This window comes from Sphingomonas aurea (assembly GCF_030678875.1).
GTDB classification, from domain to species: domain Bacteria; phylum Pseudomonadota; class Alphaproteobacteria; order Sphingomonadales; family Sphingomonadaceae; genus Sphingomonas; species Sphingomonas aurea.
This window is the reverse complement of the sequence record NZ_JAUUDS010000001.1, coordinates 581,457-595,139: the sequence shown is the minus strand read 5'-3', so window position 1 is coordinate 595,139 and position 13,683 is coordinate 581,457. Positions and strand designations below refer to the sequence as shown.

Annotated in this window: 14 protein-coding genes and 1 tRNA gene; 10 read left to right on the top strand and 5 right to left on the bottom strand. The window is 67.6% G+C overall.

Going from position 1 to position 13,683, the window contains the following annotated elements; all coding sequences use genetic code 11:
• Positions 1-58: 58 nt before the first annotated feature.
• Complete coding sequence (gene rpmE / locus Q5H91_RS03095; RefSeq protein ID WP_305171744.1) at positions 59-289, top strand: 50S ribosomal protein L31; 231 nt, start codon at positions 59-61, stop codon at positions 287-289.
• 34 nt (positions 290-323) lie between these two features.
• Positions 324-641, top strand: coding sequence for a PilZ domain-containing protein (locus tag Q5H91_RS03090; protein WP_305171743.1), 318 nt, complete (start codon positions 324-326; stop codon positions 639-641).
• A gap of 8 nt (positions 642-649) precedes the next feature.
• On the opposite strand, the gene Q5H91_RS03085 is transcribed toward Q5H91_RS03090, so the two are convergent.
• Positions 650-739 (bottom strand) — tRNA-Ser (locus Q5H91_RS03085).
• A gap of 153 nt (positions 740-892) precedes the next feature.
• Between Q5H91_RS03085 and Q5H91_RS03080 the strand changes: the two genes are divergently transcribed.
• From Q5H91_RS03080 to mazG, 8 genes are all read left to right on the top strand, one after another.
• Positions 893-1,897: a lytic murein transglycosylase gene (locus Q5H91_RS03080; RefSeq protein WP_441347522.1), complete on the top strand. Its 1,005-nt coding sequence runs from the start codon at positions 893-895 to the stop codon at positions 1,895-1,897.
• 72 nt (positions 1,898-1,969) lie between these two features.
• On the top strand, positions 1,970-3,133 hold the full coding sequence (locus Q5H91_RS03075) for a D-alanyl-D-alanine carboxypeptidase family protein (protein WP_305171741.1): 1,164 nt from the start codon (positions 1,970-1,972) through the stop codon (positions 3,131-3,133).
• A 7-nt stretch (positions 3,134-3,140) separates the two neighbouring features.
• A complete protein-coding gene (locus Q5H91_RS03070) occupies positions 3,141-4,127 on the top strand; it encodes a DNA polymerase III delta subunit-related protein (protein ID WP_305171740.1) in 987 nt (328 codons plus the stop codon).
• A 35-nt stretch (positions 4,128-4,162) separates the two neighbouring features.
• Positions 4,163-5,710, top strand: coding sequence for a methionine--tRNA ligase (gene metG / locus Q5H91_RS03065; RefSeq protein WP_305171739.1), 1,548 nt, complete (start codon positions 4,163-4,165; stop codon positions 5,708-5,710).
• Complete coding sequence (locus Q5H91_RS03060) at positions 5,710-6,486, top strand: TatD family hydrolase (protein WP_305171738.1); 777 nt, start codon at positions 5,710-5,712, stop codon at positions 6,484-6,486. Before metG ends, Q5H91_RS03060 begins: the two co-directional genes overlap by 1 nt.
• Positions 6,487-6,490: 4 nt before the next feature.
• Positions 6,491-7,255, top strand: a complete 765-nt coding sequence (locus Q5H91_RS03055) for an MBL fold metallo-hydrolase (protein ID WP_305171737.1) — start codon at positions 6,491-6,493, stop codon at positions 7,253-7,255.
• The gene (locus Q5H91_RS03050; RefSeq protein ID WP_305171736.1) at positions 7,252-7,413 is read left to right on the top strand and encodes a hypothetical protein; all 162 of its coding nucleotides are present in this window, start codon (positions 7,252-7,254) and stop codon (positions 7,411-7,413) included. The genes Q5H91_RS03055 and Q5H91_RS03050 overlap by 4 nt, the downstream gene beginning before the upstream one ends.
• 21 nt (positions 7,414-7,434) lie before the next feature.
• The gene (gene mazG, locus Q5H91_RS03045) at positions 7,435-8,172 is read left to right on the top strand and encodes a nucleoside triphosphate pyrophosphohydrolase (protein WP_305171735.1); all 738 of its coding nucleotides are present in this window, start codon (positions 7,435-7,437) and stop codon (positions 8,170-8,172) included.
• On the opposite strand, the gene hflX is transcribed toward mazG, so the two are convergent.
• The 4 genes from hflX to Q5H91_RS03025 are packed head-to-tail and all read right to left on the bottom strand — an operon-like array spanning position 8,153 to position 13,656.
• Positions 8,153-9,445 carry a GTPase HflX gene (gene hflX, locus Q5H91_RS03040; protein WP_305171734.1) on the bottom strand — a complete coding sequence of 431 codons (1,293 nt, stop codon included), beginning with the start codon at positions 9,443-9,445 and terminating at the stop codon, positions 8,153-8,155. The genes mazG and hflX overlap by 20 nt on opposite strands.
• The gene (gene hfq, locus Q5H91_RS03035) at positions 9,442-10,029 is read right to left on the bottom strand and encodes an RNA chaperone Hfq (protein WP_305172371.1); all 588 of its coding nucleotides are present in this window, start codon (positions 10,027-10,029) and stop codon (positions 9,442-9,444) included. Before hfq ends, hflX begins: the two co-directional genes overlap by 4 nt.
• A 29-nt stretch (positions 10,030-10,058) precedes the next feature.
• The gene (gene ntrX, locus Q5H91_RS03030) at positions 10,059-11,432 is read right to left on the bottom strand and encodes a nitrogen assimilation response regulator NtrX (protein WP_305171733.1); all 1,374 of its coding nucleotides are present in this window, start codon (positions 11,430-11,432) and stop codon (positions 10,059-10,061) included.
• A gap of 4 nt (positions 11,433-11,436) precedes the next feature.
• Complete coding sequence (locus tag Q5H91_RS03025) at positions 11,437-13,656, bottom strand: sensor histidine kinase NtrY-like (protein ID WP_305171732.1); 2,220 nt, start codon at positions 13,654-13,656, stop codon at positions 11,437-11,439.
• Between the last annotated feature and the right edge of the window lie 27 nt (positions 13,657-13,683).

Sequence of the window (13,683 nt, the reverse complement as noted above, 5' to 3'; positions counted from 1 at the left end):
AGGGGCCGCCCCTCGTTTCCCGGCTGGTCGGAACCAGCCACTTCGGAAGGCCAACACCATGAAGCAGAACACCCACCCCGACTATCACACGATCAAGGTCCAGATGACCGACGGCACCGTGTTCGAGACCCGCTCCACCTGGGGCAAGGAAGGCGACACGATGCAGCTCGACATCGACCCGCTGGCACATCCGGCCTGGACCGGCGGCCGTGGCACGATGCTCGATGCGGGCGGCCAGGTTGCCCGCTTTAACAAGCGCTTCGGTGGTGGGCTGACGCTCCGCAAGTAACCTGACGTTAGGCATGGCGGCGTAGCACGTCGCCATGTTTGTCGCGGAATTTGAGCCGTTTCATCCTAAAGGACGCCGCGCTTCACCCCGCGCGGCACTGACGATCGACGCGAGTCTCGATCGTGGGCGGCTCGGCCGCGCGGTCTGCCGGGTCATCGACCTGTCGACGACCGGCGCCCGGCTCCAGACCTATTCGGCGCTCAGCCGCGGCAGCATGATCTGCCTGATCCTGCCCGAGCTGGGCAAGGTCGAGGCCGAAATCATGTGGTCCAACGACTTCCTCGCCGGCTGCCAGTTCCGCCGTCCCATCCTCCAGACCCTGGTCGACCGCCTCGCTGGCGACGACGACTGACCCAAGGGTGGCGGAGAGAGTGGGATTCGAACCCACGGTGGGCGTGAACCCACGGCGGTTTTCAAGACCGCTGCCTTAAACCACTCGGCCATCTCTCCGCAGCGTCGCCCTCCCTAGCGTGCGCGCCCGGTCGTGCAAGCCCGGCGACGATCCGACTTGCCGCGCCGCGCCGTACGCCCGACAAGCGGGGCATGCCCAAACCCCTTGGTTCTACCGCGTTCCTTCCGCTTGCGCTGCTCGCCGCATCGTCGATGCCCGCGAGCGCGCAGGATCTTGCCCCGCCACCCGCAGAGGTCACGCCGGTCGCCGATCCGTTCCGCCAATATCTCGACCAGGTGCAGCAGCGCGCTATCGCGCAGGGTGTTTCGCCTGCCACGATCGCGCGCGAGTTCGCGGGGCTGACGCTCAACCAGCGGGTGATCGACCTCGATCGCCGCCAGCCGGGCAATCCGCAGAGCACCAGCTTCTCGCCCTTCGCGCCCTATCAGGCCGACCATGTCGATGCCGCGCGGATCGGACGCGGACGGACGGTCTATCAGGCCCAGCGTGCGCGGCTCGCCAGTATCGAGCGGGACACGGGAGTCCCCGAATCGATCATGGTCGCGATCTGGGGGCACGAGACCAATTACGGCAGCTACACCGGCAATTTCGACCTGATCCGCTCGCTTGCCAGCCTTGCGTTCGACGGTCGCCGACGCAGCCTGTTCGAAGGCGAGCTGATCGCGGCGCTGAAGATGATCGATCGCGGCGTGCCGCGGTCGCAGCTGAAGGGCAGCTGGGCCGGGGCGACGGGCAATCCGCAGTTCCTGCCGTCCATCTATCTCCGCCTGTCACGCGACGGCGATGGCGATGGGCGCGCCGACATCTGGACCAGCGACGCCGACACGCTCGCCTCGATCGCCGCCTATTTCGTCGATGCCGGCTGGCGGCCGGGCCAACCGTGGGGCGTCGCGGTCGGCGTGCCGGCGGGGTTCGACCGTTCGGCGATCCGCAACCGGCTGGTCAGCCCGCGCTGCCCACGCGTGTTCGAACGGCACAGTGGCTGGCGCTCGGTTGCGGAGTGGCGGGCACTGGGCATCGCACCGCTCGGCCGGGCGCTGCCCGCCGATGACGTGCAGGCGACGCTGATCGAGCCGGACGGGCCGGGCGCCACAGCCTATCTGCTGACCGGCAACTACCGGGTGATCCTCGATTACAACTGCTCGAACTTCTACGCGCTGTCGGTCGGGCTGCTCGCCGACGCGGTCGCCGGATGAGCGCGTGACGGGCGCCGACGCGCTCGCTATGGCTGTGCCGTTCCTGAACACCCGCCGACAACGGACTTTTCCATGAAGAAGCTGATCCTCGCCCCCGTCATGGCCGCGCTGCTGGCGTGCCCGTCCACTGCCGCCGCGCCGCAGTTCCAGACGCCGGCGCCCGTCGCCTTCCTGCAGGACCTGTCGACCGGTGCGATCCTGTTCCAGCGCGATGCCGACCGGCGGATGCCGCCGGCGTCGATGGCCAAGATGATGACGGTCTATGTCGCGTTCGATCTGGTCAGGCGCGGCGAGCTGAAGCTTAACGACATGGCGACGGTACGGCCGGAGACGTGGAAGCGCTGGCACGGACCCGCGGCGGGGTCGACCATGTTCCTGTCGGCGGGGGAGCAGGTCAGCGTCGCCAACCTGCTCTATGGCATCGTCACGCTATCGGGCAACGATGCCTGCGTCGTGCTGGCCGAGCATATCTCCGGTTCCGAACAGGCGTTTGTCGAGCGGATGAACCGGGTCGCGCAGCAGATCGGTCTGAAGAACAGCCATTTCGGCACCTCGAACGGCTGGCCGGACGAGGGCGTGACCTATGTCACCGCGCGTGACCTGGCGACGCTCGCCGAAGCGACGATCCAGAACTACCCGCAGCTCTACAAGCAGTTCTACTCGCGCCGGGACTTCACCTGGGGCAAGACGATGGGCGGGTCGGAGATCACCCAGGCCAATCGCGATCCGCTGCTCGGCCGCGTCGCCGGGGCCGACGGGTTGAAGACCGGGCATACCGAGGAAGCCGGCTATGGCTTCACCGGCTCGGCGGAGCAGAATGGCCGCCGGCTGGTGATGGTGATGGCCGGGCTGAACAGCTTCAACCAGCGCATCGAGGAGTCGGTGCGCTTCATGGACTGGGGTTTCCGCGCCTGGCAGGCCAAGCCGATCGCCGCCAAGGGCAAGCAGGTCGAGACGGCCGCCGTACAGATGGGCACCGCCTCCACCGTGCCGCTGGTCGCCGGGCAGGATCTAAAGGTCACGCTGCCCGCCGGCCTGGCGCCGGAACTGAGCGCCAAGGTGGTCTATCAGGGTCCGATCAAGGCTCCGATCAAGGCCGGGCAGCACATCGCCGACCTGGTCATCAGCTCGCCCGACGTTCCCGAGCAGCGCCTGCCGCTGGTCGCAGGCACCGATGTGGGCGAGGCGGGCTTCTTCCGCCGCGCCTGGAACGGATTGACCTCCTTCTTCGGCTGACCGGGCGGTGACCTCCGGGCCCGGTTACCGCCCGCTGGGTAATGACGCGGCAAAAGCCGCGTTCGTGGCGGCGCTGGACAGCGGAGCGCTGCACCATGCCTGGCTGCTGACGGGTGCGGAGGGGATCGGCAAGGCTGGCTTCGCCCGTGCCGCGGCATTGCGGATGCTGGCCGAAGGGGCAGGGGAAGCACTGCCGCCGGGCTTGGCCGTGCCTGCCGACAGCCGCACCGCGGCGTTGGTGGCGGCGGGGTCGCACCCCGACTTCCGCCTGCTTGCGCGCTTGCCCAAGGATGCCGACAAACCGGACGGCGAGCTCGCCCGGTCGATCAGTATCGCGCAGGTGCGCGCCCTTCAGCCGCTGTTTGCAACCGCCCCGTCGATGAGCCGGCGGCGGGTGGTGGTGATCGACGCGATCGACGATCTGGAGCGCAACGCCGCCAACGCGCTGCTCAAAAATCTCGAGGAGCCGCCGCAAGGCACGATCTTCCTGCTCGTCAGCCACATGCCCGGTCGCCTGTTGCCGACGATCCGCTCGCGCTGCCGGTTGCTGCGGTTCGAGCGGCTCACCGATGTCGAAGTCGGCACGATCATCCGTGACGCGCTGCCCGATGCGGATGCCGCTGAGATCGCCGCACTGGTGACCGCTGCGGAAGGTGCACCGGGGCGGGGGTTGCGCTTCGCGGGCCTCGACCTGGCATCGGTCGACGCGGCGATCGCCGCCATCGCCAACGATGGCGACCCCGACAATGTCCGCCGGGCCGCCCTTGCCAGGCAACTGGCGGGAAAGGCGGCGCAGCCCCGCTACGAAGCGTTCCTCGATCGCGTGCCCGCCCATATCGCCCGTGTCGCCCGCACTCGCACCGGTGCACCCCTGAAAACAGCGCTGGACGCCCATACCGCGGCGCGCGACCTTGCCGGCGCGGCGCGCGGGCTGTCGCTCGACGCGGGCGGGACGGTGTGGGAAATGGCGGGGCTGCTGGCGCGGCTGGGGTGATTGTCCTGAGGCGCATCACTGCCTAGAGCGGCAGTATGTCCGATCCCTATTACATCACGACCGCGATCAGCTATCCGAACGGCCGCCCGCATATCGGCCATGCTTATGAGGCGATCGCCGCCGATGCGATCGCGCGCTTTCAACGGCAGGCGGGACGCGACGTACGCTTCCAGACCGGCACCGACGAGCATGGGCTGAAGATGGTCCAGACCGCGCGCGACCGCGGGGTCGAGGTGCGCGCGCTTGCCGACGAAATGTCGTCGTATTTTCAGGCGATGTGCGACGATCTTGCGATCAGTTACGATCGCTTCATCCGGACCACCGACGCCGATCACCACCGCGCCAGCCAGGCGATCTGGCAGGCCATGGCCGACGCTGGCGACCTGTACCTCGACCGGTACGAGGGTTGGTACTCGGTGCGCGACGAGGCTTTCTACGACGAGAAGGAGCTGACCGAGGGGGAAGGGGGCGCCAAACTGTCGCCACAGGGCACGCCAGTCACCTGGACCGCGGAGGAGACGTGGTTCTTCCGCCTGTCCAAGTACCAGCAGCCGCTGCTCGATCTGTACGCGGCCGAGCCCGACTTCATCCGGCCCGATGCCCGGCGTAACGAGATCCTGCGCTTCGTCGAGGGCGGGCTGTCCGACCTGTCGGTGTCGCGGACCAGCTTCGACTGGGGCGTGCCGGTGCCGGGCAGCCCGGGACATGTGATGTACGTCTGGGTCGACGCGCTGACCAACTATCTGACCGGCGCTGGTTATCCGAACGGAACGACGCCGCACTGGCCGGCCGACCTGCACCTCATCGGCAAGGATATCGTCCGCTTCCACGCGGTCTATTGGCCGGCCTTTCTGATGTCGGCCGGGATCGCGTTGCCGAAGACCGTGTTCGGCCATGGTTTCCTGCTGCATCGCGGCGAGAAGATGTCGAAGAGCCTGGGCAACGTCGTCGATCCGGGCGATCTGGCGCGCGCGTTCGGGGTCGATGGCCTCCGCTATTTCCTGCTGCGGGAGGTCAGCTTCGGACATGACGGTAGCTATTCGGCAGAGGCGATCGTGACGCGGGTCAATGCCGAACTCGCCAACGCCTTTGGCAATCTGGCGCAGCGCACCTTGTCGTTCATCGCCAAGAATCTGGAGGGCGCGCTGCCCGATGCAGGCCGCCGCGACGATGCCGACGCGGTGCTGATCGAGGAGGTGGTCGTCGCATGTGCCGGGCTGAAGGCGGCGTTCGGCGACCTGATGCTCAGCCAGGGGATCGAGGCGTGGCTGCGGGGCGTCTATGCCTGCAACCAGTATATCGACGCGCAGGCGCCCTGGGCGCTGCGCAAGGCCGATCCTGAGCGGATGCATGCGGTGCTCGGCACGCTCGTGCGCTCGATCCGGATGCTCGCGATCGCGATCCTGCCGGTGGTGCCGGAGGGGGCGGGGCGCATCCTCGACCTGCTCGGTGCCGAGGCGCGGGATCACGCCGCGGTCGACGACGATGGCTGGTACGCGCGACAGGTCGCAGCCGGCTTCAAGCTCGGAACGCCGGCCCCGGCCTTTCCGCGACTGGAGATGCCGGCGGAGGAGGCTGCCTGATGCTGGCCGACAGCCACTGCCACCTGAACTACAAGGGGCTGGTCGAGGATCAGGCCGGCGTACTGGCCCGCGCACGGGCGCGCGGTGTCACCGCGATGCTCAACATCGCCACGCGCGAGCGCGAATGGGACGAGGTGATCGCCACTGCAGAGCGTGAACCCGACGTCTGGGCAACAGTCGGCATCCACCCCCACGAGACCGACGAGCATCCCCACATCGACACCACGAAGCTGGTCGAGCGTGCGCACCATCCCCGTGTGGTCGGCATTGGTGAGTCCGGGCTCGACTATCACTACGACCACAGCGACCGGACACGGCAGCGCGACAGTTTCCGCGCGCATATCGCCGCCTGCCGCGCAACCGGACTCCCGCTGATCGTCCACACTCGCGATGCCGAGGACGACACCGCCCAGATCCTGACCGACGAGATGGGGAAGGGGGCCTATCCCGGCGTCATCCACTGCTTCACCGCCAGCGCAGATTTCGCGGACAAGGCCCTGAACTTGGGACTCTATATCTCGATATCCGGCATCGTGACGTTCCGCAATGCAACCGATCTGCAGGCGGTTGCCGCACGGCTGCCGATCGAGCGGCTGCTGATCGAAACCGACGCGCCATTCCTCGCGCCCGTGCCGCATCGTGGCAAGCCGGGTGAGCCGGCGTTCGTCGCCGATACGCTCGCCTTCCTTGCCAAGCTGCGCGGCGAGGATGCCGACATGCTGGCCGAGCGGACCGCGGTAAACTTCCATACTCTATTCGCCAAGACGAAGGGCTGAACGGGTGAGGGCGCGCATCTTAGGCTGCGGCACCTCTTCCGGAGTGCCGCGGATCGGCAACGAGTGGGGTGCGTGCGATCCCGGGGAGCCTCGCAATCGCCGTACGCGCGCGGCCTTGCTGGTCGAACATGGCGACGTGCATGTGCTGATCGATACCGGCCCGGACATGCGGGAGCAGTTGTTGGCCGCGGACGTCGCGGCACTGGACGCGGTGATCTGGACGCACGATCATGCCGATCACTGTCACGGGATCGACGACCTGCGGCAGGTGTATCACGCGCTCGGTCATCCAGTGCGTGGGCTGGCGCGGCCAGAGACGATGGCGGCGCTGGAGACGCGGTTCGGCTACGCCTTTCGCGGGCGGCCCGGATATCCGCCGACCATCTCCGCAGAGCCGCTGCCGGACCGGATCACGATCGGCGATGTCGCCATCACTGTCGTCGATCAGCCACACGGCAGCACGATGAGCGCCGGACTGCGGTTCGAAGCTGGCGGCCGGTCAATCGGTTATGCGACGGACTTTCATGACCTTACGCCAAGCATGCGGGCGCTCTACACCGGACTGGACGTCTGGATCGTCGATGCACTGCGCCACGCGCCGCATCCGGCGCATCCCACGGTCGGCGCAGTGCTCGGCTGGGTCGAGGAACTGCGGCCGAAACGGACCGTGCTGGTCCATATGGACCAGAGTATGGATTATCGCAGCCTGCTGGACGCGCTGCCCGCCGGCGTCGAGCCGGGTTACGACGGCATGGTGATCGTACCGTGAACTCCACGCCATCGTTGATCTTCTACCTGCTGGTGCTGATCCTGCCGATCGCCGCATTGGCGGCGCGGCGCGTGCCGATGAGGACGACGGTACTGATGGTTAGTGCATGGGCAGCAATCTTCGCGATCGGCTTTCTCCTGTTCTCTTATTTTACATAATATATATTATCGGATCGATGTATGGCTGAAGAGGGGCTTGCCCGACTGCTCGCGATCATGGCGCGGCTGCGCGATCCTGAGCATGGCTGCGACTGGGACGTTGCGCAGCGCTGGGAGACGATCGCACCCTATACGATCGAGGAAGCCTATGAAGTCGCCGACGCAATCGAGCGTGGCGACGTGGACGACGTCCGCGACGAACTCGGTGACCTGCTGCTTCAGGTCGTGTTCCAGAGCCGGATCGCCGAGGAAAATGGCCACTTTACCTTCGACGATGTCGCCTGCTCCATTGCCGACAAGATGGAACGCCGCCATCCCCACATCTTTGGTGAAAGCGCCACCCGGCCAGACTGGGAGGCGATGAAGGCGGCCGAGCGTCCCGACGGCGGCGCGTTGGATGGTGTCGCCCTCGGCCTGCCGGCTTTGCAACGCGCCGAGAAGCTGCAACGCCGCGCCGCCCGGGTCGGCTTCGACTGGCCCGACGCGAGCGGCCCACGCGCCAAGATCGATGAGGAACTGGCAGAGGTCGATGCCGCGCCCCCTGACACGCTCGCCGAGGAGGTCGGCGACCTGCTGTTCAGCGTCGTCAACTGGGCACGGCATCGCGGCGTCGACGGCGAACAGGCGCTGCGATCCGCAAACGCCAAGTTCGAACGGCGGTTCGCGGCGATGGAACGGATCGCGGGCACCGGCTTCGCGGCCCTGACGCTCGACCAGAAGGAGGCGTTATGGGGTCAGGTCAAGCAAGCCGGCGCATGAACCTGGCATAATCCTCCTGCGCCAGGCGGACATCGACCTGGGTCACGTCGTCCTCGCTATGCTGCGCGACCACCTCGCCATGGGCGTGGAGCCAGGCCAGGCTGGCGCCGTCGCCGGCCGGCAGGTCGATGCAGTAGCGGCGATGCCCCTCGGTCAGCTTGGCGGCGACCGCGGCGATCAGCTCGTCGACCCCCTCCCCGGTCAAGGCGGAGATGGTCATCACCCCTTCCCTGCGTGCCGCGTCGCCGAGCACGTCCTCGCGCTCCTCGCCGTCCAGCAGGTCGAGTTTGTTCCACGCCTCGAACCGCGGCGTCGACTCGTCGACACCCAGGTCCGCCAACACCTGTTCGACGTCGGTCCGCTGCGCCTCGGTATCGGGATGGGCGATGTCGCGGACATGGATCAGCAGGTCGGCCGATACCACTTCCTCGAGCGTCGCCTTGAACGCCGCGACAAGCTGGGTCGGGAGGTCGGAGACGAAGCCGACTGTGTCCGACAGGATCGCCTTGTCGATCCCCGGCAGCGCGATCTGACGCAACGTGGGATCGAGCGTGGCGAAGAGCAGGTTTTCCGCCATGACGTCGGCACCGGTCAAGCGGTTGAACAGCGTCGATTTTCCGGCATTGGTATAGCCGACCAGCGCGATGACAGGCCAGGGCGCACGCTGGCGCCGCTCGCGGTGCAGGCCGCGTGTCCGGCTGACCTGTTCCAGCTCACGGCGAAGGCGCGCCATGCGGTCGCGGATCAGGCGGCGATCGGCCTCGATCTGGGTTTCGCCGGGTCCGCCGAGAAAGCCGAAGCCGCCGCGCTGGCGCTCCAGATGGGTCCAGCTGCGCACCAGCCGGCCGGACTGATAGTCGAGATGGGCCAGCTCGACCTGCAACCGCCCCTCGGCCGTTGCGGCCCGCTCGCCAAAAATCTCGAGGATCAGGCCCGTGCGGTCGATCACCTTCGCCTTCAGCGCGGTTTCCCAGTTGCGCTGCTGGATGGGGGTGAGCGGCGCGTCGACGACGACGAGCGCGGCATCTTCCATCGCGACGCGGGTCGCCAGTTCCTCGATCTGACCGCTGCCGATCAGCGTCGCGGCACGGGGCGCACGGACGCGAACGGCGACACGGTCGACGACATCGATGCCGATGGCGGCGGCCAGGCCGGCGCTCTCCTCCAGCCGCGCCTCAGCGTCGCGGGTCGAGTCACCACGGTCGGGCAGCACGACGATCGCCCGCGCGCCGCGGGTGAACTCGTCGCGATCACGCTCGAAACCGGTGCTCAATCCTCCTCGTCCGCCGGGCCGTTCTGCTCTTCCGCCAGGTTCAGCGGGCGCGCCGGCTGGATGGTCGACACAGCATGCTTGTAGACCAGCTGCACCATGCCCTCGCGCTGGAGGAGCATGCAGAACAGGTCGAACCCGGCGATCTGCCCCTGGAGCATGACCCCGTTGATGAGGAACATGGTCACGCTGTCCTCGGACTTGCGAACCGCGTTGAGAAACAGCTCCTGGAGCAGCGGCGTCTTGCGCTGGTTCTCACCGACCTGCGCAACGATCGCGTCGGCATCGAAGGTGCCGCCCGGCATGATCGTGGAGATGGCATGCTTGTAGATCAGCTGCGACTGGCCGTCGCGGCGGAGCAGCACGGAGAAATTGTCGAACCAGGTCACGATGCCCTGGAGCTTCACGCCCTTCACCAGGAACATGGTCACCGGCACCTTGGAACGGCGCAGAGCGTTCAGGAAAAGGTCCTGAAGCGAGGTCGGTTTGTCGGCCATTCGGCAAGCCTTCTTGTTGGCGGACCATGGCCCGCAATCGCACCGTTTACCGGCGTCGGCAGGCCGCCCGACGGACGGCCGCTGCCATATCTAGGTAGTCGGCGGCATTCCGTCCACAGTCAGTCGTCGCGGGTTTCGGTGATGCCGAGCAGCTTCAGCTTGCGATGGAGCGCCGAGCGTTCCATGCCGATGAAGCTGGCCGTCCGCGAGATGTTGCCCGAGAAGCGGCGGATTTGGACACGCAGATATTCCCGCTCGAACGTCTCGCGCGCCTCGCGCAGGGGTGCCCCCATGATCGCCGAGGCGCCGCGGTCGCCGCCCCCTTCCCCGCCCAGCACCTCTGCCGGCAGCATGTCGAGATCGATGCGGCCGATCCGGTCGCCGGGTGCCAGGATGACGGTACGTTCAACGACGTTGCGCAGCTGGCGGACATTGCCGGGCCACTCATAGGATTGCAGCGCGACCATCGCGTCGGCGGCAATTTCGGGCACCGGCACGCGCCGCTCGCCGGCATAGCGGGCGAGGAAGTGCTGGACGAGCGGCGGAATATCCTCGCGCCGGTCGGCGAGCGGCGGGATCAGCACGGGAACGACGTTGAGCCGGTAGTAGAGATCCTCGCGGAAGCGGCCCGCCGCGATCTCCTCGGTCAGGTCGCGCGCGGTGGCTGAGACGACGCGGACGTCGACCTTCACCACCCGATTGCCGCCGACACGGGTGAAGCTCTGATCGGTCAGCACGCGCAGGATGCGCGCCTGAGTGCCGAGCGGCATGTCGGCGATCTCGTCGAGGAACAGCGTGCCGCCATGCGCCTGTTCGAGCAGGCCGGGGCGGACCAGATCGCCGCCCTCCTCGATGCCGAACAGCTCCTCCTCGACCCGCTCCGGCGCCATGTTGGCAGCGGAGACGATGACGAACGGCGCAGTGGCCCGCTGGCTCCAGCCCTGGAGCAGCCGCGCCGCGACCTCCTTGCCGACGCCGGCAGGGCCGACGATCATCACCCGGCTGCCGGTGGCGGCGACCCGCTTCAGCGTGGCGCGGACGCCGTTGATCGCGCCCGAGGTTCCGGTCAGGTCGACCTCACCGCCGACCGTGGCGCGCAGCGACGCCACCTCGCGGCGCAGCCGCTCGCTCTCGGTCGCACGCTCGACCATCAGCAACAGGCGTTCGGCCTCGAACGGCTTCTCGATGAAGTCGACCGCGCCCTTTCGGATCGCGGCGACGGCAGTGTCGAGGCTGCCATGGCCCGAGATGACGAGGACGGGAATCGAGGGGTCGCGCCGCTTGATCTCGTCGAGCAGTTCCAGCCCGTCGAGGCGGCTGCCCTGCAACCACACGTCGAGGAGCGCCAGCGAGGGACGCCGCGCGGCGATCGCCTCCAGCGCCGAGTCGCTGTCGGCGGCGCCGCGGGTCTCGTACCCCTCGTCCTCCAGCACGCCGGCGACAAGCTCGCGAATGTCCAGCTCGTCGTCGACCACGAGAATATCTAACGCCATCAGTTCATATCCGATTCTGTGTGAGTGCGGCGAGCTGGCCCTCCCCTGCCAGCTCGGGCTCGGGTTCCCCGTGGTCGAGCGACGCGAGCCGCGCCGCGTCGAAGGTCATGGTCACGACGGTGCCGCCGCCGGGACGGTCGGAAAAGGCGATCGTGCCGCCATGCTCCTCGACGATCTTCTTGACGATCGCCAGCCCCAGCCCGGTGCCCCGTGCACGCGTGGTCATATAGGGTTCGGCAATGCGATCGCGTGCCTCGGGCAGGCCGACGCCGTTATCGGCGACGGTCAGCACGATTTGGTCGGGCACCGGCTCGGCAAGGGTCATTACGATCTCGCCGCCCTCGCCGCCCCGCGCCTCGATCGCCTCGACCGCATTCTTGACGATGTTGGTCAGCGCCTGGCCGATCTGGCGCCGGTCGCAGACCAGGCTAGGGCCAGGATCGTCATGGACCAGCTCGAACCGGATGGTCGGGTGCGCGACCTCGTGCAGGAACATCGCCTGGCGGGCGGTGTCGAGCAGCGGCTCCATCCGGAACACGGGCTTCGGCATCCGCGCGAATGAGGAGAATTCATCGACCATGCGGCGCAGGTCGCCGACCTGGCGGACGATCGTCTCGGTCAGGCGCTGGAAGGTGCCGTCGTCCGCCTCGATCTTGCTGCCGTAGCGGCGCTGGAGCCGCTCGGCGGCGAGCTGGATCGGAGTGAGCGGGTTCTTGATCTCGTGCGCGATGCGGCGTGCGACATCGGCCCAAGCGGCGCGACGCTGGTCGGACAGCTGCTGCGTCACGTCGTCGAAGGTCAGGATGGGGCCGCGGTCGATCTCCGCGCAGCGCACCGCGAGCGTGCGCGCCGCGGCACCGCTGCCGACCTCGACCACCGCTTCGCGCACCCCACCGCCGACGAGCGCGTCGAGCGTCGGCGCGACGTCGCGCAGCTCGCGCCCGACGATACCGCTCGCGTCGGCGCCGAGCAGGCGACCGGCAGAGGCGTTGGCAATGCTGATCGTGCGGCCCGGCGTGGTGGCGATGACACCGGCCGACACGCCCGCCATCACCGCCTCGATCAGCGCGCGGCGGCTGTCGAGCTGGGTGTTGGCGGCCAACAGCTCGCCATTCTGCTCCTGGATGCGGCCGGTCATCTGATTGAAGGCATTCGCCAGCGCCGCCACCTCGTCGCGGCTGCCGGGATCGGGCACGCGCGTCGACAGGTCACCGTCGGCGACGCGGCGGGCGGCGACGACCAGATCGCCGATCGGGCTGACCAGTCTGTCGGCGACCTTCAATGCGATCCACACGGCGATGCCGATGATGAGGAGCGAAAGGGCGTAAAGGGCGATGTTGAAGCGCAGCTGAAGAACGCGCGACCGCTCCTGCAAGCCGCGATAGTCGGTCAGCATCATTTCGCCGCGCCGGATCTGACGGAGCAGCTCGTCGTCATAGACGCGGGCGGCATACAGGTAATAGCCCGGCCGGTCGGCGAAGGGGACGAGGACGCCGGCCCGGTCGTTGCGACGGACCAGCACGAACTTGGCGCCCGCGTTTAGCTTGGCGATCATATCCGCACTGACCAGGCTGAGCAGCGGCCGGCCATAGGGGTTCAGCACTGCCAGCGGATCCTCGCCCGGCCGGAAGATCATCGCTTCGGACAAATTGCGGCGATAGGTCTGGTCGAACAGGTAGCGGCTGAACTGCTGGTCGAGCGGCTGGGATTGTAGGTAGAAGGACAGGTCGCCCGACATCGCTTCCGCCTCGCGCGCGACGCGCGACAGCTCCATTCCCAGATTTTCCTTCGGGATCGACATCGCATTTTCGATCATCCCGCGCGACCGGTCGGACGAGAAGAAGTCGACGCCGAACTGGAACAGCAGCGACGAAGCGATCACGACCAGCAGCATCGGCACCGCCGCCATCGCCGAAAAGGAGGCGACGAGGCGGACGTGCAGTCGACGGCTGCCCGACGACGATGCCTCCGGCTCGCGCCGCAGCGCGACGCGGCGGCCGGCAAGCACGATCAGCAGCGCGCCGGGAATGATGTTGGCGATCAGCAGGATGACGACGATGGTCTGATGCACCGGCCGGTCGGTACGCCCGTCACCGAAGATGGTCAGATAGCTGATCGCCGCGGCGAGGATCGCGCACGCCAAAACGCCGGCCTCAAGGTAGCGTAGGCCGCTGCGGCCACGCAGCTTGCGGAGTATCGACCGGTCCTCATTGACGGCATCCATCGCTGCGCGCCTTACCAGCGGTGTTGC

What these genes read in the sequence shown, in the direction of transcription:
- rpmE (WP_305171744.1), top strand. Translation starts at nt 59, where the DNA reads ATGAAGCAGAACACCCACCCCGACTATCACACGATCAAGGTCCAGATG.
- Q5H91_RS03090 (WP_305171743.1), top strand. Translation starts at nt 324, where the DNA reads ATGTTTGTCGCGGAATTTGAGCCGTTTCATCCTAAAGGACGCCGCGCT.
- Q5H91_RS03080 (WP_441347522.1), top strand. Translation starts at nt 893, where the DNA reads ATGCCCGCGAGCGCGCAGGATCTTGCCCCGCCACCCGCAGAGGTCACG.
- Q5H91_RS03075 (WP_305171741.1), top strand. Translation starts at nt 1,970, where the DNA reads ATGAAGAAGCTGATCCTCGCCCCCGTCATGGCCGCGCTGCTGGCGTGC.
- metG (WP_305171739.1), top strand. Translation starts at nt 4,163, where the DNA reads ATGTCCGATCCCTATTACATCACGACCGCGATCAGCTATCCGAACGGC.
- Q5H91_RS03060 (WP_305171738.1), top strand. Translation starts at nt 5,710, where the DNA reads ATGCTGGCCGACAGCCACTGCCACCTGAACTACAAGGGGCTGGTCGAG.
- mazG (WP_305171735.1), top strand. Translation starts at nt 7,435, where the DNA reads ATGGCTGAAGAGGGGCTTGCCCGACTGCTCGCGATCATGGCGCGGCTG.
- ntrX (WP_305171733.1), bottom strand. Translation starts at nt 11,432, where the DNA reads ATGGCGTTAGATATTCTCGTGGTCGACGACGAGCTGGACATTCGCGAG.
- Q5H91_RS03025 (WP_305171732.1), bottom strand. Translation starts at nt 13,656, where the DNA reads ATGGATGCCGTCAATGAGGACCGGTCGATACTCCGCAAGCTGCGTGGC.